Raw genomic sequence first — 24,597 nt, forward strand, 5'->3', positions numbered from 1 at the left:
TGCCGCGTACGGGCCGCAACGCGGAGGCGGGCCAGCGGTCCGCCTCCTGTCTGTCCGGTATCTGGACCTGCTACTGGCCGGCTCAGCCCGCCTTGTAGCGTTCCATGGCGTCAACCAGCAGGCGCTTGGCTTCCTCGGCGTCGCCCCAGCCTTCCAGCTTCACCCACTTTTCTTCTTCCAGGTCCTTGTAGTGCTGGAAGAAGTGGCCGATACGTTCAAGCCAGTGCGGGGAGACGTGCCCGATGTCGGTGACGTGGGCATAGCCGGCGAACACCTCGGGTACCGGCACGGCCAGCAGCTTCTCATCGGCGCCTGCCTCGTCAGACATCTTCAGCACGCCCACCGGACGGCAGCGGATTACGGAAGCGGGAACCAGCGGCAGCGGCAGGATCACCATCACGTCGGCCGGGTCGCCGTCGCCGCAGATGGTGTTGGGCACATAGCCGTAGTTGCAGGGATAGCGCATCGGCGTGGACAACACGCGGTCGACGAAGATCGCGCCGCTGTCCTTGTCGACTTCGTACTTCACCGGCTCCGAGTCCTTGGGGATCTCGATGACGACGTTGATTTCATCCGGCGGGTTGTCGCCGGTCCGGATCAGGTGCAGGGGGGCCATAAAAGGTCTCCGACATGCGCGCGGCAGCGCACAGGGGGTTTGGAAAGGGCCCCTATTTTAACGGGTTTCTGCTGCGACGCAGCATGCCGTGCTTGGCGGGGCATTGTGCACCCCGCCGACCACCTCGGGAAAACCCCAGCTGGGGAACGCCCCAGCTTGGACAGGTCCATACGGGGGCGTATCTATGTCTCCATCGTATCCACGGAGGCACCCGAAATGTCCGTCCAACTCCCGTCGCAGACCCCGATCGATACAGCCCAGCGCGGCCAGATGGAGGTTTGGAATCCGTCGACCGACCATCTCACCCGGGTCAGCCCCCAGGAAGTGGCGAATGCACCGCGTGCCGATGAAGCGGGCCAGGTGCGCGAGCCGCAGAGTCGCAGCGCGGAGTTCGGCGCGACCCGGATCGATGGCAATGCCACCAACTCCGGCGCCCAGACGCAGACCGAAACCACCACCGGCAACCCGATCCTGAGCGATCCGCTGCACCAGACCGCCGGAGTGTCCATCAGCCGCGAACGGACGCTGACCGAAGGGCAGGACGAGGATGGCAACCAGGTCTGGTACATCATCAGCGACCAGCTGGTGTTTACCGCCGGTGACGGTGACGACAACATCCAGGTCACCCAGGGCGCCAATGGCGCGGTCAACTTCGACGTCAACGGCGAGACCTTCGAAACCAGCCTGGCCCGGGGCCAGGAGATCACCATCCGCGCCCAGGGTGGGGATGATGTGATCAAGGTGGATTCCGGGGTGACGGTGAACTTCGTCATCGAGGGCGGCGAGGGCAACGACACCATCGAGGCCCTGGGCAGCGGTGACAACCGCATCTTCGGCAACGAGGGTGACGACACCATCCAAGTCGGCACCGGCAACAACTATGTCTACGGCGGCGCCGGCGACGACAGCATCAGCGTGCTGGGCGAGGGCCGCAACGTGCTCTACGGCGGCGATGGCAATGACAACATCAGCGGCGGCCAGGGCATCGATTACATCGACGCAGGTGCCGGTGACGACAGGATCGATGGCGTGGCCGGGCAGAACATCCTGGTCGGCAGCCTGGGCAGCAACGTGATCCACACCGGGACCGGTGATTCACGCGTGTATGCCGGCAACGACACCAGCGTGGTCAACAATGGCGGCGCCGACGTGATCTACGCACCGGATGCGATTTCAGATCGCATCAGCGCGGATGACGGCGCCAGCAATACCGTGGTCAACGTGGTCCTGGATCCGGCGCTGGGCCAGAGTCTGGTGATCGAGGGCTCGGAGGAGTTCGTCAGCCGCGTGCAGGCCGACATTGCCATGATGCAGAACTCGCCGTACGGACAGCAGATGCTGGCCGAGTTCGATGCGGCCCATGGCAACGGCAAGAGCGTGACCATCATGGAGCTGCAGAACGAGCAGAACGGCTACGCCAGCATGCAGATCGGTTACATCCGCAATGGTGAAGCCGCCCCCGGTTCAAACGTGACCATCGCCTACAACCCGTCGTTCTTCGTGGAAGGGCTGCCGGCACCGTCGGTGATCCTGTATCACGAGATGGCGCACGGCTTCAACGCGGTCACCGGCACCTTCATGCCGGGTGAGTACGACGGCGGGGAGCAGGGCATGAGCCATCCTGATTTCGGGCTGATCCATCCTGAGCGCCAGGCCGTCGGTCTGCCCACGAGCCATCCCGATTTCGACTTTGGCAACGGCCGGATCACCAACACCAACCCGTTCCCGCTGACCGAGAACGGGATCCGCGAGGAAATGGGGCTGGACCTGCGCCCGAGCTACAACGATTTCTGACCGGCGTTTTATCGCGTGATCTGACCCGGAGCGGACTGTGCAGCCGTTCCCAGGGTCGGCCCCAGCTTGGCCCGCGCCGGCTGTTGAGCCCCAATACCTCCCCCGTACAACACTGACCAGGACGGTCCCATGTCGCTGAATCTTGATCCCACAGCCAGTTCCGCTTCCCTTGTGCAGGCCCAGCAGCAGTACTGGGATACCTCCGTGGGCGGCGGCGAAAAGTTTGCAGAGGCACCGCTGCGCAGCGACATGAGCGCCCCGGCCGAGCCTTCCAATGACAGTGCCACGGACGGCGCCGTCACCATCAGCGGCACCGACGCGGGCAGCAGCCTGCCCGGCAAGCAGACCCCCGACGGCAAGAACATCCGCAACGCCCAGCTGCACCAGGGTGAGCAGGCCACGGTGACCCGTGAGCAGACCCAGGCCGGGCTTTTTTCCACCAGCATTACCAGCGACCAGGTGGTCTTCACAACCAACACCCAGGGCGACGCGCATGTGCGGGTCAGCCAGCGCGATGACGGCACCCTGGACATCGACGTCAACGGTGAGTCGTACGAAGTGCGCCTGACCGAGCGCCAGGAGCTGACCATCCGCACCGGCGCCGGTAACGACGTCATCGAGGCCGCGCCCAACGTGACCGTGAACATGGTGGTGGACGCCGGTGCCGGCGATGACCACATCGTGACCGGCATGGGTGACGACCGCATCCTCGGCGGTGATGGCAATGACTTCATCCAGACCATCGGCGGGCGCAACGACATCGACGGCGGCAGCGGTGACGACGTGATCCACACCGGCGACGGCGCCGACGTGGTCTATGGCGGACGCGGCAACGACCAGGTCCACGCCGGTGGCGGATTCAACTACATCGACGGCGGCCGCGGTGATGACGTCATCCACGGCGGTGGCGGTCAGAACATCATTTCCGCCGGCGGCGGCAATGACGAAATCAACCTCGCGGGCGGAGACGCCAACACCGTTTACGCTGGCGCGGGTACGAGTACGGTGAACGGGGCCGGGGCGGGGGATACCGTCTACGCCAAGGCCAGCGACCTGATCAACACCGCGGGCATGGCTGCGCCGACCGTGATCAACGTGGAGATCGATCCGGAGCTGGGCCGCAGTATCGAAGTGACGGGTTCGGATACCTTCCGCGAGCGCATGGAGGCAGAGCTTGATTTCCTGCGCGCCTCGCCGGCAGGGCAGCAGATGCTGGCCGAACTGGATGCCGCGGCCGAAAAGGGCAACGTGGTGACCATCCGCGAACTGGCCAATGAGCAGAATGGCTTCGCCCAGACCATGGATCGCCGCAATGCCGAGATCCGCAACGGCGAGGCCGGCAGCGGCTCCGACGTGCTGGTGAGCTACAACCCGTCATTCCACATGGACGCCTTCCCGTCTTCCAACGTGGTCCTGTTCCACGAGCTCTCGCACGCATTCAACGGTGTGACCGGCACGTTCCAGCCGGGCAACTACACCGGTGGCGGGCCCGATAACGGCATCTCCAATGCCGAGCGCCAGGCGGTGGGCCTGGAAACCTCGAATGATCCCTTTGATTACGACGGCGATCCGTCCACCCCGCCCACCACCCACAACCCGATCCATCTGACGGAGAACGGAATCCGTCGGGAAATGGGGCTGCCCGATCGCCCCGGTTACAGGCTGTAACCTCCTGCCGCAAGGCAGTGGTTGCTTCTCCAGGGACGGAGGCGGCGGGCAGTCTGTTCAACAGACTGCCCGCTTTTTTATGCTCAGGTAGATCGTTCCGAATCCCGAGGTGACATCGCATGACATCCAGTTTTTCCACTGCTGCAGCAGCCCGGACAGTGCTCGCCCTGGCGATTGCAGCAGGAGCCAGCACTGCTTGTGCGCACGACCGGTCTGCCGGTTACGATCAGGCCGACGAAGCGACGGAGACAGCAGCAATGCCCAGCGCCACCACCACGATTGAAGGGAACGGCGTGCGTCTGGAGGTTGCGTTCGAAACCGCGGCCGGAGGGCCGCTGCAGGTGCGTTACCGGGTGCACAACACCGGCAATGCCGATCTGGGGGTATTCGACCGTGGCAACCGCCATGCGGTGCTGACCAGGCGCCTGCCGGTTGGTGAAGTGGGCGACCCCGTGTTCCATGAGGAAGACGGCGGCCTGACGCTCAGCCACAAGGCCCTGCCGCTGCCGGATCCCAGCCCCACGCTGCCGCCGGTTCCGTTGGCGGCGCGGCTTGCTGCCGGTGGCGTGCTGGAGGGTGACTTCAGCTTTGCGCCCCTGGTGGGCGACCAGCCGAACAGGGTCCGCTGGTGCCTGGGAGTCGCCCCGTTCGATGACGAACTGTTCCGCTCCCCGGAACAGGGTGCGGGCATCGAGGTCTGGCAGGCATCATTCACGCTTGCCGGCAGCCAGCAGCTGCTGTGCACGCCGTGGTTTGATAGCCGCAGCGGCGCATTTGCGGACTGATCGGCGCTGCCCGGTTTTTCCGCTGCGCCGCAGGGTCCATCGCGGACGGGTGTGACAGAAACGGCGGCCCTGGGGCCGCCGTTTTGTATGGTCAGGCTGTAGCCGGTGTGCTCAGAGCAGCGGCACCATCAGCAGCGCGACGATGTTGATGATCTTGATCAGCGGGTTGATCGCCGGGCCGGCGGTGTCCTTGTAGGGATCGCCCACGGTGTCGCCGGTGACCGCGGCCTTGTGGGCCTCGCTGCCCTTGCCGCCATGGTTGCCGTCCTCGATGTACTTCTTGGCGTTGTCCCACGCCCCGCCGCCGGCGGTCATCGAGATCGCCACGAACACGCCGGTGACGATCGTGCCGATCAGCAGCCCGCCCAGCGCCTGCGGACCGAGCAGCAGGCCGACCACGATCGGCACCGCCACGGGCAGCAGCGACGGGATGATCATTTCCTTGATCGCCGATTTGGTCAGCATGTCCACGGCGCGGCTGTAGTCCGGCTTGGCGGTTCCCTGCATGATTCCGGGGATCTCGCGGAACTGGCGCCGCACCTCTTCCACCACCGAGCCCGCGGCGCGGCCCACGGCCTCCATCGCCATCGCCCCGAACAGATACGGGATCAGGCCGCCGATCAGCAGGCCGATGATCACCATGTGGTTGGACAGGTCGAACGTGGTCTCCACGCCCAGGTGCGTCTCAAGGTTGTGGGTGTAGTCGGAGAACAGCACCAGCGCCGCCAGCGCGGCTGAGCCGATCGCATAGCCCTTGGTGACGGCCTTGGTGGTGTTGCCGACCGCGTCCAGCGGGTCGGTGACCGCGCGCACCTCCGGCGGCATGTCCGCCATCTCGGCGATGCCGCCGGCGTTGTCGGTGATCGGGCCGTAGGCGTCCAGGGCCACGATCATGCCGGTCATCGACAGCATCGCGGTGGCCGCGATGGCGATGCCGTACAGCCCGCCGAGCTCGAAGCACGCCCAGATCGCGATACACACCGCGATGACCGGCAGCGCCGTGGCCTTCATCGAGATCCCGAGGCCGGCGATGATGTTGGTGCCGTGGCCGGTGGTGGAGGCAGCCGCGATGTGCTGCACCGGCTTGTACTGGGTGCCGGTGTAGTACTCGGTGACCCATACGATCGCCCCGGTCAGCACCAGGCCGATGATGGCGCAGGCGAAGATGTTGTTGGCGCCGTGGACGTTGTCGGCCATCAGCTCGGTGGTGATCGGGTAGAAGGCCACCGCAGCCAGCACGCCGGACACGATCACGCCCTTGTACAGCGCGCCCATGATCGAGCCGCCCGGCTTCACCTTGACGAACATCGCGCCGATGATCGAAGCGATGATCGAGGCGCCGCCCAGCACCAGCGGGTACAGCACGCCGTTGCTGCCGACCTCGGCCACCATCAGGAAGCCCAGCAGCATGGTCGCGATCACGGTAACCGCGTAGGTTTCGAACAGGTCGGCGGCCATGCCGGCGCAGTCACCAACGTTGTCGCCCACGTTGTCGGCGATCACCGCGGGATTGCGCGGGTCGTCTTCCGGAATGCCGGCCTCGACCTTGCCCACCAGGTCCGCGCCCACGTCGGCGCCCTTGGTGAAAATGCCGCCGCCCAGGCGGGCGAAGATGGAGATCAGCGAGGAGCCGAACGCCAGGCCCAGCAGCGCGTGCAACACGTCCTCGGTCGGCATGCCCATGAGGTTGAGCACCGCCCAGTATCCGGCCACGCCAAGCAGGCCCAAGCCGACCACCAGCATGCCGGTGATCGCACCGCCCTTGAAGGCCACCTCCATCGCCGCGCTGATGCCGTTGCGGGCCGCTTCGGCGGTGCGCACGTTGGCGCGTACCGATACGTTCATGCCGATATAGCCGGCCGCGCCGGACAGCACTGCACCCAGCAGGAAGCCGATGGCCGTGGGCCAGTTCAGGAACAGTCCAACCAGCACGAAAAGCACCGCGCCGACAATCGAGATTGTCAGGTATTGCCGGTTCAGATAGGCACGCGCGCCTTCCTGGATCGCCCCGGCGATCTCCTGCATGCGTTCGTTGCCGGCCGGTTGCCGGTTGATCCACTGCGCCGCGATGACGCCATAGAGAATCGCGATGATGGCGCATCCAAGCGCCAGCCAAAGACCATATTGCTCGAGCATGAAACCCCTCCCAGAGTGATGCATCGAAAATGCGCCCGATAATTGGCAGCCTGCCGACTATGGCACAGGGCCTGGGGTGCGCCAATGGCGCAAACACGGGGTTGGCAGGCGCCCACCCTGGCCCAAAGGCGCGGGGTTTTATGAGCACGGGCCGGGACTGCTGATATAAGGAATCCCCGCCGCCAGCCACCTGCTTGCCGATGAAACTCGCCATCCTGTCCCGCAACAGCCGGCTGTATTCCACCCGGCGCCTGATCGAGGCCGCGCGCGTGCGTGGTCACAGCGTGCGGGTGCTGGATCCATTGCGGTGCTATATGCGGATCGCCCGCGAAGGGTTTGCCATGCATTACAAGGGCAAGCCGCTGACCGGCTATGACGCGGTCATCCCCCGCATCGGCACGTCCATTTCCCGCTATGGCAATGCAGTGCTGCACCAGTTTGAGCTGATGGGTTGCCACACGCCCAACCCTTCGGCGGCCATCGTGCGGGCGCGCGACAAGCTGCGCTGTCACCAGCTGCTGGCCGCCGAGGGCATCGACATGCCGGCGACGGTGTTTGGCGACAACCCCGACGACACCAGCGACCTGCTGTCGATGCTGGGTCCGGCGCCGCATGTGATCAAGCTCAACGAAGGCGCCCAGGGGTCAGGTGTGATGCTGACCGAGAAACTGTCTTCCTCACGCAGCGTGGTGGAAGCGCTGCGCGGTCTGCACGCCACTTTCCTGGTGCAGGAGTACGTGGCCGAATCCCAGGGCCGCGACCTGCGGTGCCTGGTGGTGGGCGACCGGGTGGTGGCGGCGATGCAGCGTGAGGCCCCGGAAGGCGACTTCCGCGCCAACCTGCATCGTGGCGGCAGCGGCAGTCGTGCCGAACCCACTGCCGATGAGCTGGAGCTGGCGGTGCGTGCGGCCCGGGTGCTGGGTCTCGGGGTGGCGGGGGTGGACCTGGTCCATTCCGGGCGTGGCCCGCTGGTGCTTGAGGTCAATGCCTCGCCCGGGCTGGAGGGCGTTGAAGCAGTGTCCGGGGTGGACATTGCCGGGGCCATCGTCGATCACGTCCACGCCGGGGTGGGTGAGCGGTCCAGGCGAGCGCGGCGCGTTCGTGTTTAACAGGGCCCTACGCACGACTTAACAGACGTTTAATCGCTACGGGCGTAGTGTGATCACACCGCATGAATCTCTCTCCTTGATCAGGTTGCGGCAAATGGGGTGGTTGATCTCTTGGCCCGGGCATAGCCCGGGTCTTTTGTGTCTGCTCCCTCAACTTGTGGGCACGCGTTGAGGCCACGCGGCTTTACACGGGGATGTGCCAGAATCCGGAGTCGACTACCGAGATGGATCACCGCCGATGCGCATACTCGTCATAGAGGACAATCAGGATATCGCCGCCAACCTGGGCGATTATCTTGAAGATCGTGGCCACACCGTAGACTTCGCCGCCGATGGCGTGACCGGGCTGCATCTTGCGGTGGTGCACGATTTCGATGCCATCGTGCTGGATCTCAACCTGCCGGGCATGGACGGGCTGGAGGTCTGCCGCAAGCTGCGCACCGAGGCGCGCAAGCAGACCCCGGTGCTCATGCTCACTGCACGCGACAGCCTGGACAACAAGCTGGCCGGGTTTGATTCCGGCGCCGATGACTACCTGATCAAGCCCTTTGCCCTGCAGGAGGTGGAGGTGCGGCTCAACGCGCTGCAGCGCCGCGGCCGCGGGGTGCAGACCCGGGTGCTGGAAGTGGGCGACCTGGAGTACAACCTGGATACGCTGGAAGTGCGCCGCGAAGGCAAGCTGCTGCAGCTCAATCCCACCGCGCTGAAAATCCTGCAGTCGCTGATGGAGGCATCGCCGGCCGTGGTCACCCGCCAGGAGCTGGAAACCCGGGTCTGGGGTGAGGAACTGCCGGATTCGGATTCGCTGCGGGTGCATATCCACGGCCTGCGCGCGATGGTGGACAAGCCGTTCCCCACGCCGATGATCCAGACCAGACACGGCATCGGATACCGGATCGCCCAGCCAGATGGCGGCAGCTGACCTGGAAAGCACGCCCGCGCGCAGGCGCAGGCGGTACCGGCGGCGCCTGCGCAGCCGCATCATCGTGTCCTTCGTCCTGCTCGGCTTCGGGTTGACGGTGCTGTTCGCCTTCCTCGCCCAGGAAGCGCGCAACCGGGTCGAGAACGACCTGGTGGAGGACGTGATGAACCAGAACATCGACGAGTACGCACGCCGGTACTACACCGATCCCAGCCAGAATCCCGACCTGCCGGTGCAGCAGATGGTCGGCCGGGTGGTCAAGAGCGGGCGGTTCGAGGCCCTGAGGGCGGAAGAGCCGGACTGGTACGACCTGCCCAATGGCAACCACACCCTCAGCGGCGTGGACGAGTATGGCGAGCCGTTCGCCTACAAGTTGGCCGTGCGCAAGACCCCGGACGAGTGGTTTTTCCTGGCCTATGACATGACCCAGGCCACGCGCGGTGAAGCCCAGTTCCAGCGCGCCATCCTGGGCGTGGTGCTGGTGGTGGCCCTGATGTCGGTGCTGCTGGGATGGTGGTCGGCGTCCCGGGTGATGAGCCCTGTCTCCGAGCTTGCCAACCGGTTGCGCCAGTCGGGCGGTGACCGGCCCGAAGAGCTCGCGGTGCACTTCCCTGACGACGAAGTGGGGCAGCTGGCTGGTGCCCTGGACGACTACGCCGCCCGGCTCACCGAGGTGGTGCAGCGCGACCGGGAGTTCAACGCCGACGTCAGCCATGAGTTGCGCACGCCGCTGGCGGTGATCCGCGGGGCTGTCGAGCTGCTGCTCTCGCACCCGGAGCTTGATGAGCGGACCCGTACCAGGCTGCTGCGGATCCAGCGCGCAGAGCAGCAATGCACCGACCTCATCAGCGCCCTGTTGCTGCTCTCACGCAGCGAACGTGGCCACGGCAATACCGACGTGGGCAAGGTGGCCGAGCAGCTGCTCGACGCGCACCGCGCGCAGGTAGGCAACAAGCCGCTGGAGCTGCGGATGGAAACCGGGGCCGAGCTCGTGGTCGATGCGCCGGAGTCGGCGGTCTCGGTCGCGCTGGGCAACCTGATCGGCAATGCGGTCAAGTACACCAGCGCGGGCGAGGTGATTGTGCGGATCCTGCCCGGCGCGGCCGAAGTGATCGATTCAGGGCCGGGCCTGGGGGGCGAGGAGGCGGCCAAGCTGTTCGAGCGCGGCTACCGTGGTACCCACGCCGAGCATTCGCAGGGCGGTGGAATCGGCCTGTCGATCGTACGGCGGCTGTGCGATCTGTACGGCTGGAACGTGCGGGTGGCGCCGGGTGAGAGGCAGGGCGTGGTGGCCACGCTGTTCTTTTCGCCCCCTGATCCGGAATGATCCGGAAGCGGGGCCGGGCTAGGGCAGGGGTGCGTCCGCCCTTTGTGCATCGGCCTGGCCGCTGGACAGAGTCCAGCCCACCAGGTCGGTGCTGATCGCAGCAAGGGCCTGTTCGAACGCGGTGACGACCTCCGGCACGGCCGTGCCGGGGGAAGGCACGGCTTCAAGGAAGGTGCGCGAAGCCACCACCCGCTGGTCGCGGTTGTAGAGCAGCTTGGCAGCCACTTCGATGGTGGCGCTGGGGGTCGCCTGGCCGGCGTAGTCCGCCTCGAACCGGCGGATATCCATCACCAGCTTGTAGTCCGGGCGGATGCCCACTTCGCTGCGGGCCACCGCGTCGATGCGGCCGGAATCCTCGAACGCACGCAGCACCGTGGTTTCCAGCAGATCGGTTGACGGCTGTGCCCAGGAAGCGCCGGCATAGACCTGCAGCTGCGATGGGGCAGGGCGGACCGAGATACGCGGGCTGTCGACCATGCGTGCGGCGGTGGCGCTTCCGATTGACAGCTGCCAGTCCACCTTGGGCCAGGAAGGATCGGCCTGCACGCGCACGTCGGGTGAATAGATTGCACCGCGCTCGCGCGGACCGCTGTCACCGAGCAGGCTGCAGCCGGCCAGCAGCAGGGCCAGACCGCCGATGGCAGCGACGCGGAAGCCGGGGATGTGATGGACGCTCATTCGGGTTCGAACTCCGTGGGCGTGTCGCGGCCCAGCAGATAGCGGACGGGATTGTTGTCGAGACGGTCGCTGATCCGGCGAAGATCACGCACCAGACCGCGCAGTTCGCCCAGGGTCGGACCGAGCTGGGACAGGCCTTCGTTGGCGAAGCTGTTGATCGCGGCGCGGTTCTCGTTGAGGATCGCGTCGGCGCCGTCGGCGGCCGAGTCGAGCCGGACCATGGTGCCGTCCAGCCGCTCCATCAGCGGCGGCAGCTCCTGCACGAAGTTGCGGTCGAAATCCTTGATCGTGCTGTTGGCAGTGGCCAGGGTCTGTTCCAGTTGTTCGCTGGTATCACGTGCGCTGCGCAGCAGGGCGGAGATGTCCTCGCGCCGATCGCCGAAGGCTGCGGTGGCATTCTCGATGTGGGCCAGGGTGCTCTCGATGCTGGCGATGTTCTCCTCGCTGAGCAGGCCGTCGAGCCGTTCGACCAGGCGGTTGGCGGTGTCGGCGATGTTCTGCAGCGCCGATGGCGCGGTCGGGATGATCGGCACGTCGCGGGTGGTGGTGTCGACCAGACGTGGAGCTTCGGGACTGCCGCCGGTGAGCTGGATGATCGGCGGACCGGTCAAGCTGGTCATCGACAGACGGGCCTGGGTATCGGACTTGACCGGCGCGCGGGCGTCGATGCGCAACCTGGCCACCACTTGGCGGGGGTCGTCGGGCGACAGCTGCAGGCCTTGCACGGTGCCCACCGCAATCCCGTTGTACTGCACGCTGCTGCCCTCGGACAGGCCGGTGACCGGCTCGTTGAACACCACCGCGTAGGTTTGCCAGCTGCGATCGGAGGCGAACTTGGCGGCCCACAGTGCGAACAGCAGGCCGAAGACGGCCACCGCGATGGTGAAGGCGCCGATCAGGACGTAGTTGGCTCTGGTTTCCATGGTCAGGCTTCCAGCGGTGTGTCGTGTGTGGGGTTGCCGTCGCGCGCGGTGCGTGCTGCGCGTGCGCGCGGACCGTGGAAGTATTCCTGCACCCACGGATGGTCGATCTGCTCCGCTTCCTGGATCGGGGCGGTGGCCAGCACCTTGCGCTCGGCCAGGATGGCGACCCGGTCGCAGATGGTGTACAGCGTATCCAGATCATGGGTGATCAGGAATACCGTCAGGCCCAGGGCCTGCTGCAGGGTGCGGATCAGCTGGTCGAACGCCGCCGCGCCGATCGGGTCGAGTCCGGCGGTGGGTTCATCCAGGAACATCAGCGGCGGATCCAGCGCCAGCGCACGCGCCACGCCCGCGCGCTTGCGCATGCCACCCGACAGCTGCGAGGGCAGCTTGTCGATCGCATCGGCGGGCAGGCCGGCCAGCTTCACCTTGAGCAGCGACAGCTCATAGCGCAGCGAGTCGCCCAGGTCCGGGTAGTACTCCTTGAGCGGCACCTGCACGTTCTCGCCCACGGTCAGCGAGGAGAACAGCGCGCCGTCCTGGAACAGCACGCCGATGTTGCGCTCGATGTGGTGGCGCGCGCGGCGGTCATCGCTGAGCGCATCCTGGCCCAGCACCTGGATGCTGCCGGCGTTGGGCCGGCGCAGGCCGATGATGGTGCGCATCAGCACCGATTTGCCGCTGCCCGAGCCGCCGACCACGCCGAGGATCTCGCCCCGGCGCACGTCCAGGTCCAGGTCTTCGTGCACCACCTGTTCGCCGAAACGGTTCTCCAGTCCGCGGATGCGGATGATCGGCTCGTCCGTGTTTTCTGCAGCCATCGTCCTCACCAGCCCATGTGCATGAACCAGATCGCCGCGAATGCGTCGATCACGATCACCAGCGAGATCGCCTGCACCACGCTGGAGGTGGTGCGCTCGCCCACCGACTGCGCGGTACCGGTCACCTGCAGGCCCTCCAGGCAGCCGATGAGCCCGATCAGCAGCGCGAACAGCGGCGCCTTCGACAGGCCGATCACCATGTGCCGCATTTCGAAGGTGTCCTGCATCCGCGCCAGATAGGCCTGCGGGGGTACTTCAAGGCTGAACACCCCTACGCTGAGGCCGCCGGCCAGGCCCGCGATCATCGCCAGGAAAGTCAGCAGCGGCAGCATCACCAGCAGGGCCAGCAGCCGGGGCAGCACCAGTAGGTCGATCGGATCCAGGCCCAGGGTGCGGATGGCATCGACTTCCTCGCGGCTGACCATGGCGCCGATCTGGGCCGTGAACGCGCTCGCGGTGCGCCCGGCCAGGATGATTGCGGTCAGGAGCACGCCGAACTCGCGCAGAAAGGCAATGCTGACCAGTTCGACCACGAAGATCTCTGCGCCGAAGTCCGCAAGGATGGTCGCGCCCAGGAAAGCGATCACCGCGCCCACCAGGTAGCAGAGCAGGATCACCAGCGGCACCGCGTCCAGTCCCACCTGCTCCATGTGGTGCACCGTGGAGGTGAGCCGGAAGCGCGAGGGCTCCTTGACCAGGCGCACCAGCTTGACCAGGTTCTCGCCCAGGAAGCTGACCAGCGAGGTGGCTTCCTTCAGATTGTCGTGGACCGCGTAACCCAGCCTGCCCAGTGCGGCCCCGAAGCCGTATTCGTGCTGGCGTTCGGGCCGGTCGTCCTGCACATCCTCGATGGCGGCGACCAGGGCGTGGTGGTCCTGGTGGAAGTCGATCGCGGAGAAGTCCAGCTCGTGCCTACGTGCGAAACGGATGAGCTGTAGCACGCCCAGGGTATCCAGCCGCTCCACCCCGGTGGCGTCGATGCTCGCCACCTGCCCGGGCGCCTCGGCCAGCACCTCGCCGATCAGTCCGGTGTGACGCAGCGTCCATCGGCCTTCCAGACGCAGGCGGGCCGGGTCATTGGAATCGCTGTGGGCGGTCGGCGGAGCGGGAGGAAGCGGCATGCAGCGGTCTGGAGTGCCAGGGGCCTGGGGAGGCAATAGAGTACGAGATCGTGTCGCAAGGGAGTGAAATGCGCCTCGCCACGGGGCACCGGTGCGTCGGGCCTGTCCGTCCGGCGGGCCCCATGCCATGCTGTTGTGATGACCCGATTGCCTCCCCTTACCTACAGCTATGCAGCCCGGATCGCCTTCGTGGTGGAACTGGCCGAGCACCTGCACGCCTATGGCACCACCGCGCAGCGGCTTGAGGGCGCGGTGATCGGCGTGGCCCAGCAGCTTGGACTGGATTGCGAGCCCAGGGTGTCGCCCACGGGCATGCTGTTTTCTTTCAGTGATCCCCAATGTCCCCCGGGTGAAAGCGATACCACCCGGGTGCTGCGCATGGGCCTGGGCGAGGTGGATCTCTACAAGCTGAGCGAGGCGGACCGGATCGCCGAAGAAGTCCTGGCGGGCACGCTGGATCTGTCCGAAGGCCATGCGGCCCTGCTTGATCTGGACCGGCGCAGGCCCAGCCGCGGCGGAAAGATCCTGCACGCGTTGGGCTTTGTGCTGATCGCCGCGGGCGTTGCCAGCCTGTGGCGGCTGCCATGGCTGGATATCGCCACCGCCGCGGGCATCGGCCTGCTGGTGGGCCTGCTGGACATGGTGACCCGCAACGGCGACCGCCTGAAGGAGGCGTTCGAGGCGATCGCCGGCATGGTGGCGGCCGCGGCCGCGATCGCGGTGGCCAGCACGGTGGGCCCGCTCAACCTCAACACGGTGATGATCGCCTCCCTGCTGGTGCTGCTGCCCGGTATGGCGCTCACCAATGCGGTGAATGAGCTCACCAGCCAGCACCTGGTGTCAGGCACGGCGCGGTTTTCCGGTGCCATTGCCACCGTACTCAAGCTCACCGTGGGCACCATGATCGCCCTGACCCTGGCCCAGATGATGGGCATCGAGCCGCAGGTGCGTGCCTGGCGCCCCCAGCCCGATTGGGTGGAGTGGGCGGGCCTGGTAGTGGCTGCGGCGGCGTTTGCGGTGCTGTTCCGCGCCCGCATGCGCGATGTGCCGCTGGTGATGGCCGCGGCCGCAACCGGCTACCTGATTTCCCGCTACGCAGGCCTGGCGTGGGGAGTGTCGGTCGGGCTGTTCCTGGCGGCGCTTGTAGTGACAGCGGCCGGCAACGGGTACGCGCGCTGGGCCAACCGTCCCGGGGCGATCGTGCGGGTGCCGGGGATCATCATGCTGGTGCCTGGAACGGCCAGCCTGCGCGGATTGATGGACCTGATCCAGCAGCAGAGCCTGGCCGTGGGCCAGGAGGCGATGATGGCAGTGATGAACATCATTCTCGCCCTGATTGCCGGACTGCTGTTCGGCAACCTGATATTGCCGGCGCGCAAGAATCTCTGAGCGGGTTTGCCTGAAATGGAAACGCCGGCGAATAGCCGGCGTTTCACAGGGCAGGGTGGGGCCCGATCACTTGATCAGGAAATCCTCCACCTGCTTGCCGGTTCCGATTTCCCTCACCATCCAGCGCGGCTGCTTGCCACGACCGGTCCAGGTCTCCTCCGGGTTTTCCGGGTTGCGGTATTTCGGCGGCACCTTGCGGCCCTTGGTGGTGGTTTTGGTCGTCTTGCGGGTCGCGGTCTTCTTCGTTGCCACGACGCCAAACAGGTCTTCGATCGTGTAACCCTCGGCTTCCGCCTGGGTGATGAGCCTGTTGCGAACGGTCGCGATGGGCTTGCGCTTCTTCAGGATGACCTGGCGCCGCTTGGCCCGCGTGATCAGGCTGCCGAGTTCTTTCGGGGTCAGTTCATTGAGGTCGATTGCCATTGAAGCGCTCCTTGTTATTGGAGGATTATGCGGAAGGCGCGAGGGCGCCCGCCGCTGGAACCGAGATGGTAATCGATCGGGTTAATGACTTACAAACCCCGGCGGCGTATTTCACGCCGCACGGACCCGTGGATACCGACGCGCTGTTCAGCCGATGCGTGCCAGCAGGGCCTCGCGGTCCAGGTTTTCGGAGGCTTCGGAGGTCCGGGCGCGGTATTCATAGGTCTGTGCGGCCAGGCCGCGTTCCGATACCACCACCCGATGGGGAATGCCGATCAGCTCCATATCGGCAAACATCGGCCCGGGCCGCAGGCCACGGTCGTCCAGGAGCACATCGATGCCGGCAGCGGCCAGCTCCGCGTAAAGCTCCGCAGCGGCGGTATCCACCTCGGGATTCTTCTTCGGGTTGATGATGCACACCGCCACCCGCCACGGCGCCAGCCGCTCGGGCCAGATGATTCCCGCCTCGTCGTGGTTCTGCTCGATTGCCGCTGCAACAATGCGCGATACGCCGATGCCGTAACAGCCCATCCACGGATGGGCCGAGCTGCCATTCTCGTCCAGCACGGTGAAATCCATCGATTCGCTGTATTTGCGGCCCAGCTGGAAAATGTGGCCCACTTCGATACCGCGGGCGATCTGCAGGACGCCGCCGTCGGCGGCACGGTCGCCCGCAAGCACGCTGCGCACATCGGCCACGATGTCGGGCTCGGGCAGGTCGCGGCCCCAATTGACTCCGGTGAGGTGATAACCGGCCTCGTTGGCGCCCACCACGAAATCCGCCATGGCGGCGATTTCGCGGTCGGCGATCACCCGGATCGCAGCGCGTGGATTGACCGGGCCGATGAAGCCGGGCTCGCTGCCCAGGTGTTCGATGATTTCGTCCTCGGTGGCCATGCGGTAATCGGCCATTCCGGCGGCCTTGGCCAGTTTCACCGGGTTTGCCTCGTGATCGCCGCGGACCAGCACCAGCACGAAACCGTTGTCGGTCATCGTCGCCACCGATTTGACGGTGCGCTGCAGGGGGATATCCAGCAGTTCCGCCACCGCCGCGCAGGTTTTCTGTGACGGGGTTTCCACTTTTCGCATTTCTTCGGCTGCGGCCGGGCGCGGGCCCGGTTCCGCCGCCGTCGCGGCTTCCACGTTGGCCGCGTAATCGGAGCCATCGGAGAAAGCGATGGCGTCCTCGCCCGATTCGGCCATCACGTGGAATTCCTGCGAGGAATCCCCGCCAATGGCCCCGGAATCGGCCTGCACGGCGCGGAAGTCCAAGCCCAGGCGGGTAAAGATGCGGGTATAGGCCGCGTGCATATTGGCGTATTCGTCCGCCAGGCCACTGGCATCGATATGGAACGAATACGCATCCTTCATCAGGAATTCGCGCGAACGCATGACCCCGAAGCGCGGCCGGATCTCGTCACGGAACTTGGTCTGGATCTGGTAAAAATTGACCGGCAGATGTTTGTAGCTGGACAGTTCGTTGCGGGCGAAGTCGGTAATCACTTCCTCGTGGGTCGGGCCGACGCAATACCAGGCCTGCTTGCGGTCCTGCAGCTTCAGCAGCTGGCCGCCGAATTCCTCCCAGCGGCCGCTTTCCTCCCACAGCTCGCGCGGCTGCACGGCCGGCATCAGCAGTTCGATTGCGCCGGCGGCATCCATTTCCTCGCGCACCACGGCCTCCACCTTGCGCAGCACGCGCAGGCCGAGCGGCGACCAGGTGTACAGGCCCGCGGCCAGGCGCCGGATCAGACCGGAGCGCAGCATCAGCCGGTGGCTGGCGATCTCGGCGTCGGCGGGGACTTCACGGGTGGTGTGCAGGTGGAATCGCGACAGGCGCATGGATCAGGCTTCGGCAAAGGAGGGCCGGGCATTGTGCCATGTGCCGTGCGGGTGGCCGCGGGCCGCCATGGTCCGTGCCGGCGGGCCGGCGGGCCGGCTGGGCCGGCTGCTGAAACTCAGCTGGCGCTGCTGCAGTAGGCCCGTACCGCGGCCTGGGCCAATTCCAGCTGGCGGCTGCGGTCGTCGTCGCTCAGGGCAACGCGTTCGCCGCTGTCATCCTCCTGGAACACCGGGCCCTCGCTCTGCAGGACCTCGATATTGGCCTGCGCGGCGGTGCACTGGGGATTGACTTCGGGTGCGGCGCTGGCGGGCTGCTCGGTGCGCAGACCGGCGCCGGAATCGGTGATCCGGCGCACCTGGTACTGGGTGCCAGCGGGGGGAGGGCTTTCGGAGTAGTGGGTAACGCCACGGACGTCGGTCCACTGGTAGATGTCGCTGGCACCTGCGGTGGCTGCGGCCAAGGAAAGAACTGCACAGACAATCGCGAGGCGCATGGAGACTCCGGCTGGACTGGGAATGGCAGCGATTGCAGCACTCCCTTGCCGGGGGCGCAAGTCGCCGCATCGGGATGCAAAGAAGGAAAACTGCGGATTCCGCTCCGGGGCCGTAAACTGCGGGCATGGATGATCAGCAAACCCCGGCCGCCCGCACCCGACCCCGCGGCATCTACCTGCTACCGAACCTGTTCACCACAGGGGGGCTGTTCGCAGGATTTTTTGCCATCATCGCCGCCTCCCAGGGAAGGTTTGGTCCGGCTTGCGCGGCCATTTTCGTGGCTGCGATCCTGGACGGGATCGACGGGCGCGTAGCGCGCCTGACCAACACCCAGAGCGAGTTCGGCGTGCAGTACGACTCCCTGGCCGACCTGATCAGTTTCGGCATGGCGCCTGCCCTGGTGATGTATCACTGGGCACTGCTGGAGCTGCGGCTGGATGGCGTCACCCTGGGCCGGGTGGGTTGGCTGGCGGCGTTCCTGTATGCCGCCTGCGCCGCGCTGCGGCTGGCGCGGTTCAACAGCCAGGTGTCGCAGGTGGACAAGCGCTGGTTCGTGGGCCTGGCCAGCCCGGCCGCGGCGGGGCTGATGGCCAGCTTCGTGTGGACCGCGCACACGCTGGGCATGGGCGGCTATGAAATGCGCTTCGCGGCGATCGCGGTGACCGTGGTTTCCGGATTGTTGATGGTCAGCCGCATCCGTTATTCCAGCTTCAAGGGCAGTGGCAGCGGACCGCGTTCGGACAGGGTGCCGTTCGTGGCGCTGCTGATTGCCGTCGGGCTGCTGATCGCGCTGTGGATCGATCCCCCCAAAACCCTGCTTGCCGCTTCGCTGCTGTACGCCCTGTCCGGGCCGGCGACCTGGCTCTGGCGCCGCTGGAGGCCGGCAGAGGCAGCCGCATGAGCTGGGACGGGTTGCAGCGCGAAACACTGGAAGCGCTGGGCTATCCGCTGTGGCAGCGGATTGATCCGCAGGCAGTTGAACTGCCGGACGATCCGCTGCTTGACGCACTGCTGCAGGCTGCCGGGCGTGACCGGAATTCGGCCGATGCCGGGGCGCTGTATCGTTCCTGGTCGCCACTGACCCAGCTGCGCGATCCGGCGGCAAAACGTGCCCTTTGGCCGCGGCTGCGGGCGATGCGCGGACAGCCGCCGGCGTGAGCGCCCCGGCCGCCGGGCTGCCGGCATCGCGCCCGGCAATGCGGCCGATGCGCGAGGCGGACGTCGAGTCCGTCATGGAGATCGAGCTTCGCGCCTATCCCTTCCCCTGGGCCGCGGGCATCTTCCGCGACTGCCTGCGGGCGGGCTACCAGGCGTGGGTGCTGCACCAAGAGGAGGGACTGTGCGGATACGGGGTGGTGAGCGTGGCGGCGGGCGAGGCGCACCTGCTCAACATCTGCGTGGATCCGCGACTGCAGAGTCACGGGCACGGCCGCCGTCTGCTGCACGCGCTGCTGAAGATCGCCCACCAGCAAGGCGCGGAGCGGATGTACCTGGAGGTCCGGCCTTCGAATGAGCACGCGGTGGCGCTCTATCACGACGAAGGCTTCAACGAGATCGGCCGGCGTCCGCGCTACTACCCGGACCACGAAGGTCGCGAAGACGCGCTGGTGATGGCGCGGGAGCTGTTCGGCGATTGAGGCGCTGCCGCCGAGGCTGTCTGCAACAGCCCCGGCAAGCCTTACAGGCGCGCGCGCTGCGCGCTGAGGTTGTCCAGCTGGGCAGTCCAGTCAGCCAGGCGCTTGCGCTCCTGCTCGACCACGGCGGCCGGCACCTTGTCACTGAACTTCGCCAGCTTGGCGCTGCTCTTGTCCTTCTCGGCCGAGACCCGGGTGATCTCCTTGTCCAGACGCGCGCGTTCGGCGTCCAGGTCCACCAGGCCTTCCAGCGGCACGAACAGCTTCAGCTCCCCGGCCAGGCCGGTGGCGGAAGGCGGCGGATCGCCTTCGACGGCTTCTATCCCGTCCAGGCGCAGCAGGAAGCGCAGCTGTGAATCAAAGCGCTGCAGTCGGGCGGTGTCGTCGGCGCTGCCGCCCTGCACCAGCAGCGGAACCTGCCGGTTGGGGGAAACGCCGAGCTCGCTGCGGATCCGGCGCAGGGCGGACACCATCTGCTTGAGCCATTCCACGTCCGATTCGGCCTGTGCATAGGCGCCGCTGTCGAAGTCGGCCGCCTGCGGATAGCGCTGCAGGCTGATGGTGTCTGCCTGCATGCCCAGCCGCGGAGCCACATGGCGCCACAGCTCCTCGGTCACGAACGGGATCAGCGGATGCAGCATTCGCAGTAGCGCCTCCAGCACGTGCAGCAGGGTGCGGCGGGTGCTGTCGGCGGCCGCGGTGTCGGTGCCGTTGAGCGCGGGCTTGGCCAGCTCCAGGAACCAGTCGCAGAACTCGTCCCAGGTGAACTCATACAGCGCCTGCGCCAGCAGGTCGAAGCGGTAGCTGGCGAAGTGGGCCTCTGCCTCGGCGGCGGTGGCCGCCAGGCGCGCCAGGATCCATTTCTCGGCGTCGGTCACCGGCTCGTGGGCGCCGCTGGCATCCACCCCTTTGGTGTTCATCAGCACAAAACGGGTGGCGTTCCACAGCTTGTTGCAGAAATTCTTGTAGCCCTCGGCGCGGCCCAGGTCGAACTTGATGTCGCGGCCCGGGCCGGCCAGCGCGGCCATGGTGAAGCGCAGCGGATCGGCGCCGTGCGCATCGATGCCGTCGGGAAATTCCCTGCGGGTGGCCTTGTCGATCCGTGCCTCCATCTGCGGCTGCATCAGACCGGTGGTGCGCTTGGCAACCAGCTCGTCCAGACCAATGCCGTCGATGATGTCCAGCGGGTCGAGGATGTTGCCCTTGGACTTGGACATCTTCTGCCCGTCGCGGTCGCGCACCAGGCCGGTGATGTAGACATCGCGGAACGGCACCTGGCCGGTCAACTGGTCGGTCATCATGATCATCCGGGCTACCCAGAAGAAAATGATGTCAAAGCCGGTCACCAGCACGCTTGAAGGCAGGAAGTCGCCAAAGCCGCGCTCGGCCATGGCGGCCTCGTCCGGCCAGCCCATGGTGCTGAACGGCCACAGCGCGGAGGAGAACCAGGTTTCCAGCACATCGCTGTCCTGACGCAGTGGCACATCGGTGCCCAGACCGGCGCGCGCCCGCGCATCGGCCTCGTCGCGACCTACATAGGCGTTGCCCTGATCGTCGAACCAGGCCGGAATGCGGTGGCCCCACCACAGCTGGCGGCTGATGGTCCAGTCCTGGATGTTGCCCAGCCAGTGGCGATAGGTGTTGATCCAGTTCGGCGGTACGAACTTGACCGCGCCCGGCTTGCCATCAGCGCCTTCAACCAGCTCCAGGCCGCGCTTGCCCATCCCGTCCATGCGCACGAACCACTGGTCGGTCAGGTACGGCTCGATCACCTGGCCGCTGCGGTCGCCGCGCGGCACCTGCAGCTTGTGGGGTTTGGTTTCAACCAGCAGGCCCTCGGCCTCCAGGTCCGCCAGCACCGCCTTGCGGGCGTCGAAGCGGTCCAGGCCGCGGTACTGCTCCGGCGCTTCGTCGTTGATGCAGGCGGTGGCGGTGAAGATGTTGATCAGCGGCAGGTTGTGGCGCTGGCCCACCGCGTTGTCGTTGAAATCGTGCGCGGGAGTGACCTTGACCACGCCGGTGCCGAAGTCGCGGTCGACGTAGTCGTCGGCGATCACCGGGATCTCGCGCCCGGTGAGCGGCAGCGTCACTGCCTTGCCGATCAGGCCGGCATAGCGCGCGTCTTCCGGATGCACCATCACCGCGCTGTCGCCGAGCATGGTTTCCGGCCGGGTGGTGGCCACCACCAGGTAGTCGCGGGTCTCGCGCAGCTCGTTGCCGTCGGCGTCCTGTTCGATGTGTTCGTAGGTGGCGCCGCCGGCCAGCGGATAGCGGATCGACCACAGATGGCCGTTCTCTTCCTCGTTGACCACTTCCAGGTCGGACACCGCGGTCTGCAGCACCGGATCCCAGTTGACCAGGCGCTTGCCGCGGTAGATCAGCCCCTGCTCGTGCAAGCGCACGAAGGCTTCCACCACGGCAGCCGAGGGGCCGTCATCCATGGTGAAGACCTTGCGCGACCAGTCCCCGGACACGCCCATGCGGCGCATCTGGCGCTCGATGGTGTCGCCGGACTGCTGCTTCCACTCCCAGACCTTGGCGATAAAGCCGTCGCGGCCCAGCGAATCGCGGGTCTCGCCATTGCCTTCGGCAGCCAGGTTGCGGGTCACCACCATCTCGGTGGCGATGCCGGCGTGGTCGCTGCCCATCTGCCACAGGGTGCGGTAGCCGCGCATGCGGTGGTAGCGCACCAGTGCGTCCTGCAGGGTGTGCTGGAACGCGTGGCCCATGTGCAGGGTGCCGGTGACGTTGGGCGGCGGCAGCAGGATGGTGTACGCGGGGCCGTCACCGCGCGGCGCGAACGCGCCCGATGACTCCCACTCGGCGTACAGGCGGGACTCGAAACTGCCGGGGTTGTAACTGGGGGCCAGGGACATGGTCTGCTGCTCTCACATATCGTGCTTGGTTACCTGCAGCCCGCGGGCCCGGTATTGTTTCCAGCGTTCGCGCAGGGGATCGCGTGCGGAAGGATCGGCGGGCACTACTTCCAGCACCCGCTCAAAGCCGCCTTCCACCGCCGCATCGCGCAGGTTGATCACCAGCGGGCGCATTGGCGCGTCGTACTCCGGGCCGGCGATCAGCACCGGCGTTTCGCCGTCTTCATCAGGGTCAAGCCCGGCGATCTGGTGCGGGATGAAGGCGTCGTCGCCCATGTCCCACAGCAGGTCGTCCAGCAGCTCGGCCTGGGTGCGGTCGCGCGCCAGCACCAGGGTGGGCAGGTTGGCGGCGTGCGCCTTGCGCACCAGCTCACACACCAGGCGCAGCGGTTCGTCGCGGAACCGCGGCTTGGCGATCAGGTAGAAGTCGGCGCGCACTGCCAGGCCTCAGACGCGGTCCAGCAGCCACTGGCTGAGCAGGCCCACCGGGCGTCCGGAAGCCATGCCCATCTTGCCGTCGCCGCTGGCGCTGCCGGCGATGTCGATGTGCGCCCAGCGCTGGCCCTCGGTGAAGCGCGAGAGGAAGCAGCCTGCGGTGATCGCGCCCGCCCAGCGTCCACCGATGTTGTAGATGTCGGCGAAGTTGGAATCGAGCATCGACTGGTATTCATCCCACAGCGGCAGGCGCCATGCGCGGTCGAACACGGTCTCGCCGGCGGCCAGCAGCTCGTTGGCCAGGTCGTCGTGCTTGCTCATCAGGCCCGAAGCCTGGCGGCCGAGCGCGACCATGCAGGCACCGGTGAGGGTGGCCACGTCCACCAGCGCCTCGGGCTCGAAGCGCTCGGCATAGGTGAGCGCATCGCACAGGATCAGGCGGCCTTCGGCGTCGGTGTTGCCCACTTCAATCGTCTTGCCGGACATGCTGGTGATGACGTCGGACGGGCGGTAGCTGTCGCCGTCGATGGCGTTCTCCACCGCCGGTACCACCACGCGCAGGTTGATCGGCAGTTCCAGGCCCACCGCGGACACGAACGTGCCCAGCACCGTGGCGGCGCCGCACATGTCGTACTTCATCTCCTCGATGCCGCCCTGGGTCTTGAGGTTGATCCCGCCGGTATCAAAGGTGATGCCCTTGCCGACCAGCACGTAGGGCTTGGCGTCGCCACCATTGTTCCACTCCAGCACGATCAGCCGCGGACGGTTGGCCGAGCCGCGCGCCACCGACAGCAGCGAGCCCATGCCGAGCTCTTCCATCTGTTCTTCTTCGAGCACCGTGCAGCCGGCTTTTTCAAAGCGGCTGGCAAAATCGCGGGCCTGGTCGGCCAGGTAGGCCGGGTTGCAGATGTTCGGCGGCAGGTTGCCCAGCTCGCGGGCGAACTTCACGCCTGCGGCGATCGCCCTGCCCTGGGCCAGGGCCTGGGCATCGTCGCCGGCCACGGCCACCGAGGTCAGGCCGGTGTGCTCGCGCTTCTTGTTCTTCTCGCCCAGGGTGGCGGTATAGCGGTAGGTCGCGTGGTCGGTGGTGATCACCGCCTGGCGGATGTTCCAGGCCGCGTCGCGGTCCTTCACCAGCACCTCGGTCAGGGTCAGCAGCGCGGAATCCGTGGCTCCGGTCTTGAGCGTACGCGCCGCGGTGGCCACCGCCTGCTGGTAGCGCGCGGCGTCAAACCGGTCGCGCTCGCCCAGGCCAACCACCAGCACCCGTGGCGCGGTGATACCTTCCAGTTCGTGCAGCAGCACGGCGCTGCCGGGCTTGCCGGGCAGGTCGCCACGCGCGACAAGGCGCGACAGACGGCCACCGCTGGCCTCGTCCAGCACCGCAGCGGCGGGGGTCAGGGCCTTGTCGGCGAAGAGGCCCACCACAACGCAGCCGGTGTCGGCGGTCGCGGCGGGAGCATGATTCAGGGTGAATTCCAGGGTCATCAACGAGATTCCGTGTCCAGTTCCTTACAATCGGACAATCCACGCCCGGATCCGGCTCTGCGGATCGGCCAGCCTGCGCCTTCGCGGGCGGCGTGGAAGCATGCTGTAAAGAACAAAA

22 protein-coding genes are annotated in these 24,597 nt (G+C 66.5%); 10 read left to right on the forward strand and 12 right to left on the reverse strand.

Annotated features, from left to right (window positions below; translation table 11 throughout):
* Window positions 1-82: 82 nt before the first annotated feature.
* A complete protein-coding gene (gene ppa, locus ACW7G2_RS04575) occupies window positions 83-616 on the reverse strand; it encodes an inorganic diphosphatase (RefSeq protein ID WP_456973193.1) in 534 nt (177 codons plus the stop codon).
* Window positions 617-832: 216 nt separating this feature from the next.
* Between ppa and ACW7G2_RS04580 the strand changes: the two genes are divergently transcribed.
* The 3 genes from ACW7G2_RS04580 (at window position 833) to ACW7G2_RS04590 (ending at window position 4,863) form a co-directional block, all read left to right on the forward strand.
* Entirely contained in the window at window positions 833-2,410 is a 1,578-nt protein-coding gene (locus tag ACW7G2_RS04580; RefSeq protein WP_456973195.1) for a M91 family zinc metallopeptidase, read from the forward strand.
* Between the two features lie 129 nt (window positions 2,411-2,539).
* Complete coding sequence (locus ACW7G2_RS04585) at window positions 2,540-4,078, forward strand: M91 family zinc metallopeptidase (RefSeq protein ID WP_456973197.1); 1,539 nt, start codon at window positions 2,540-2,542, stop codon at window positions 4,076-4,078.
* A 119-nt stretch (window positions 4,079-4,197) separates the two neighbouring features.
* Window positions 4,198-4,863, forward strand: a complete 666-nt coding sequence (locus tag ACW7G2_RS04590; protein WP_456973199.1) for a hypothetical protein — start codon at window positions 4,198-4,200, stop codon at window positions 4,861-4,863.
* Between the two features lie 111 nt (window positions 4,864-4,974).
* Here the strand turns inward: ACW7G2_RS04590 and ACW7G2_RS04595 are convergent, their stop codons facing one another.
* A complete protein-coding gene (locus ACW7G2_RS04595) occupies window positions 4,975-6,999 on the reverse strand; it encodes a sodium-translocating pyrophosphatase (protein ID WP_456973201.1) in 2,025 nt (674 codons plus the stop codon).
* A gap of 200 nt (window positions 7,000-7,199) precedes the next feature.
* Between ACW7G2_RS04595 and rimK the strand changes: the two genes are divergently transcribed.
* The 3 genes from rimK to ACW7G2_RS04610 all read left to right on the forward strand — a co-directional run bounded on the left by rimK (window position 7,200) and on the right by ACW7G2_RS04610 (window position 10,357).
* Window positions 7,200-8,108, forward strand: coding sequence for a 30S ribosomal protein S6--L-glutamate ligase (gene rimK, locus ACW7G2_RS04600; RefSeq protein ID WP_456973203.1), 909 nt, complete (start codon window positions 7,200-7,202; stop codon window positions 8,106-8,108).
* A gap of 238 nt (window positions 8,109-8,346) precedes the next feature.
* Complete coding sequence (locus tag ACW7G2_RS04605) at window positions 8,347-9,030, forward strand: response regulator transcription factor (protein WP_456973205.1); 684 nt, start codon at window positions 8,347-8,349, stop codon at window positions 9,028-9,030.
* A complete protein-coding gene (locus ACW7G2_RS04610; RefSeq protein WP_456973207.1) occupies window positions 9,017-10,357 on the forward strand; it encodes a histidine kinase dimerization/phospho-acceptor domain-containing protein in 1,341 nt (446 codons plus the stop codon). Before ACW7G2_RS04605 ends, ACW7G2_RS04610 begins: the two co-directional genes overlap by 14 nt.
* Window positions 10,358-10,375: 18 nt before the next feature.
* On the opposite strand, the gene ACW7G2_RS04615 is transcribed toward ACW7G2_RS04610, so the two are convergent.
* Genes ACW7G2_RS04615 through ACW7G2_RS04630 form a run of 4 tightly spaced genes read right to left on the reverse strand, consistent with a single transcriptional unit; the run spans window position 10,376 to window position 13,900 of the window.
* Window positions 10,376-11,035 (reverse strand): ABC-type transport auxiliary lipoprotein family protein, encoded by a 660-nt coding sequence (locus tag ACW7G2_RS04615; protein ID WP_456973209.1) that lies wholly within the window; start codon window positions 11,033-11,035, stop codon window positions 10,376-10,378.
* A complete protein-coding gene (locus ACW7G2_RS04620) occupies window positions 11,032-11,958 on the reverse strand; it encodes an MlaD family protein (protein WP_456973211.1) in 927 nt (308 codons plus the stop codon). The genes ACW7G2_RS04615 and ACW7G2_RS04620 overlap by 4 nt, the downstream gene beginning before the upstream one ends.
* A 2-nt stretch (window positions 11,959-11,960) precedes the next feature.
* Complete coding sequence (locus tag ACW7G2_RS04625; protein WP_456973213.1) at window positions 11,961-12,779, reverse strand: ABC transporter ATP-binding protein; 819 nt, start codon at window positions 12,777-12,779, stop codon at window positions 11,961-11,963.
* Between the two features lie 5 nt (window positions 12,780-12,784).
* Window positions 12,785-13,900, reverse strand: a complete 1,116-nt coding sequence (locus ACW7G2_RS04630; RefSeq protein ID WP_456973215.1) for an MlaE family ABC transporter permease — start codon at window positions 13,898-13,900, stop codon at window positions 12,785-12,787.
* Between the two features lie 138 nt (window positions 13,901-14,038).
* On the opposite strand from ACW7G2_RS04630, the gene ACW7G2_RS04635 reads away from it, so the two are divergent.
* Window positions 14,039-15,289 (forward strand): threonine/serine ThrE exporter family protein, encoded by a 1,251-nt coding sequence (locus tag ACW7G2_RS04635; RefSeq protein WP_456973217.1) that lies wholly within the window; start codon window positions 14,039-14,041, stop codon window positions 15,287-15,289.
* 66 nt (window positions 15,290-15,355) lie between these two features.
* Here ACW7G2_RS04635 and ACW7G2_RS04640 read toward each other — a convergent pair whose 3' ends face one another.
* From ACW7G2_RS04640 to ACW7G2_RS04650, 3 genes are all read right to left on the reverse strand, one after another.
* Window positions 15,356-15,712 carry an H-NS histone family protein gene (locus ACW7G2_RS04640; protein ID WP_456973219.1) on the reverse strand — a complete coding sequence of 119 codons (357 nt, stop codon included), beginning with the start codon at window positions 15,710-15,712 and terminating at the stop codon, window positions 15,356-15,358.
* Between the two features lie 147 nt (window positions 15,713-15,859).
* Window positions 15,860-17,551 (reverse strand): proline--tRNA ligase, encoded by a 1,692-nt coding sequence (locus ACW7G2_RS04645; protein ID WP_456973221.1) that lies wholly within the window; start codon window positions 17,549-17,551, stop codon window positions 15,860-15,862.
* A gap of 116 nt (window positions 17,552-17,667) precedes the next feature.
* A complete protein-coding gene (locus tag ACW7G2_RS04650; RefSeq protein ID WP_456973223.1) occupies window positions 17,668-18,045 on the reverse strand; it encodes a DUF4124 domain-containing protein in 378 nt (125 codons plus the stop codon).
* Between the two features lie 125 nt (window positions 18,046-18,170).
* Here ACW7G2_RS04650 and pssA point away from each other — a divergent pair, with 125 nt between their 5' ends.
* Genes pssA through rimI form a run of 3 tightly spaced genes read left to right on the forward strand, consistent with a single transcriptional unit; the run spans window position 18,171 to window position 19,683 of the window.
* Window positions 18,171-18,947: a CDP-diacylglycerol--serine O-phosphatidyltransferase gene (gene pssA, locus ACW7G2_RS04655; RefSeq protein WP_456973225.1), complete on the forward strand. Its 777-nt coding sequence runs from the start codon at window positions 18,171-18,173 to the stop codon at window positions 18,945-18,947.
* A complete protein-coding gene (locus tag ACW7G2_RS04660) occupies window positions 18,944-19,204 on the forward strand; it encodes a hypothetical protein (protein ID WP_456973227.1) in 261 nt (86 codons plus the stop codon). Before pssA ends, ACW7G2_RS04660 begins: the two co-directional genes overlap by 4 nt.
* Before the next feature lie 38 nt (window positions 19,205-19,242).
* Entirely contained in the window at window positions 19,243-19,683 is a 441-nt protein-coding gene (gene rimI, locus ACW7G2_RS04665; RefSeq protein ID WP_456973334.1) for a ribosomal protein S18-alanine N-acetyltransferase, read from the forward strand.
* Between the two features lie 41 nt (window positions 19,684-19,724).
* Here the strand turns inward: rimI and ACW7G2_RS04670 are convergent, their stop codons facing one another.
* Genes ACW7G2_RS04670 through ACW7G2_RS04680 form a run of 3 tightly spaced genes read right to left on the reverse strand, consistent with a single transcriptional unit; the run spans window position 19,725 to window position 24,479 of the window.
* Window positions 19,725-22,556 carry a valine--tRNA ligase gene (locus ACW7G2_RS04670; RefSeq protein WP_456973229.1) on the reverse strand — a complete coding sequence of 944 codons (2,832 nt, stop codon included), beginning with the start codon at window positions 22,554-22,556 and terminating at the stop codon, window positions 19,725-19,727.
* 12 nt (window positions 22,557-22,568) lie between these two features.
* A complete protein-coding gene (locus ACW7G2_RS04675; protein WP_456973231.1) occupies window positions 22,569-22,994 on the reverse strand; it encodes a DNA polymerase III subunit chi in 426 nt (141 codons plus the stop codon).
* A 9-nt stretch (window positions 22,995-23,003) separates the two neighbouring features.
* Window positions 23,004-24,479: a leucyl aminopeptidase gene (locus ACW7G2_RS04680; protein WP_456973233.1), complete on the reverse strand. Its 1,476-nt coding sequence runs from the start codon at window positions 24,477-24,479 to the stop codon at window positions 23,004-23,006.
* Window positions 24,480-24,597: the final 118 nt, after the last annotated feature.

This window comes from Luteimonas sp. A277 (genome assembly GCF_054052045.1).

Coding starts and splice junctions, on each gene's coding strand:
- ppa (WP_456973193.1), bottom strand. CDS start 616: ATGGCCCCCCTGCACCTGATCCGGACCGGCGACAACCCGCCGGATGAA.
- ACW7G2_RS04580 (WP_456973195.1), top strand. CDS start 833: ATGTCCGTCCAACTCCCGTCGCAGACCCCGATCGATACAGCCCAGCGC.
- ACW7G2_RS04585 (WP_456973197.1), top strand. CDS start 2,540: ATGTCGCTGAATCTTGATCCCACAGCCAGTTCCGCTTCCCTTGTGCAG.
- ACW7G2_RS04590 (WP_456973199.1), top strand. CDS start 4,198: ATGACATCCAGTTTTTCCACTGCTGCAGCAGCCCGGACAGTGCTCGCC.
- ACW7G2_RS04595 (WP_456973201.1), bottom strand. CDS start 6,999: ATGCTCGAGCAATATGGTCTTTGGCTGGCGCTTGGATGCGCCATCATC.
- rimK (WP_456973203.1), top strand. CDS start 7,200: ATGAAACTCGCCATCCTGTCCCGCAACAGCCGGCTGTATTCCACCCGG.
- ACW7G2_RS04605 (WP_456973205.1), top strand. CDS start 8,347: ATGCGCATACTCGTCATAGAGGACAATCAGGATATCGCCGCCAACCTG.
- ACW7G2_RS04610 (WP_456973207.1), top strand. CDS start 9,017: ATGGCGGCAGCTGACCTGGAAAGCACGCCCGCGCGCAGGCGCAGGCGG.
- ACW7G2_RS04615 (WP_456973209.1), bottom strand. CDS start 11,035: ATGAGCGTCCATCACATCCCCGGCTTCCGCGTCGCTGCCATCGGCGGT.
- ACW7G2_RS04620 (WP_456973211.1), bottom strand. CDS start 11,958: ATGGAAACCAGAGCCAACTACGTCCTGATCGGCGCCTTCACCATCGCG.
- ACW7G2_RS04625 (WP_456973213.1), bottom strand. CDS start 12,779: ATGGCTGCAGAAAACACGGACGAGCCGATCATCCGCATCCGCGGACTG.
- ACW7G2_RS04630 (WP_456973215.1), bottom strand. CDS start 13,900: ATGCCGCTTCCTCCCGCTCCGCCGACCGCCCACAGCGATTCCAATGAC.
- ACW7G2_RS04635 (WP_456973217.1), top strand. CDS start 14,039: ATGACCCGATTGCCTCCCCTTACCTACAGCTATGCAGCCCGGATCGCC.
- ACW7G2_RS04640 (WP_456973219.1), bottom strand. CDS start 15,712: ATGGCAATCGACCTCAATGAACTGACCCCGAAAGAACTCGGCAGCCTG.
- ACW7G2_RS04645 (WP_456973221.1), bottom strand. CDS start 17,551: ATGCGCCTGTCGCGATTCCACCTGCACACCACCCGTGAAGTCCCCGCC.
- ACW7G2_RS04650 (WP_456973223.1), bottom strand. CDS start 18,045: ATGCGCCTCGCGATTGTCTGTGCAGTTCTTTCCTTGGCCGCAGCCACC.
- pssA (WP_456973225.1), top strand. CDS start 18,171: ATGGATGATCAGCAAACCCCGGCCGCCCGCACCCGACCCCGCGGCATC.
- ACW7G2_RS04660 (WP_456973227.1), top strand. CDS start 18,944: ATGAGCTGGGACGGGTTGCAGCGCGAAACACTGGAAGCGCTGGGCTAT.
- rimI (WP_456973334.1), top strand. CDS start 19,243: ATGCGGCCGATGCGCGAGGCGGACGTCGAGTCCGTCATGGAGATCGAG.
- ACW7G2_RS04670 (WP_456973229.1), bottom strand. CDS start 22,556: ATGTCCCTGGCCCCCAGTTACAACCCCGGCAGTTTCGAGTCCCGCCTG.
- ACW7G2_RS04680 (WP_456973233.1), bottom strand. CDS start 24,479: ATGACCCTGGAATTCACCCTGAATCATGCTCCCGCCGCGACCGCCGAC.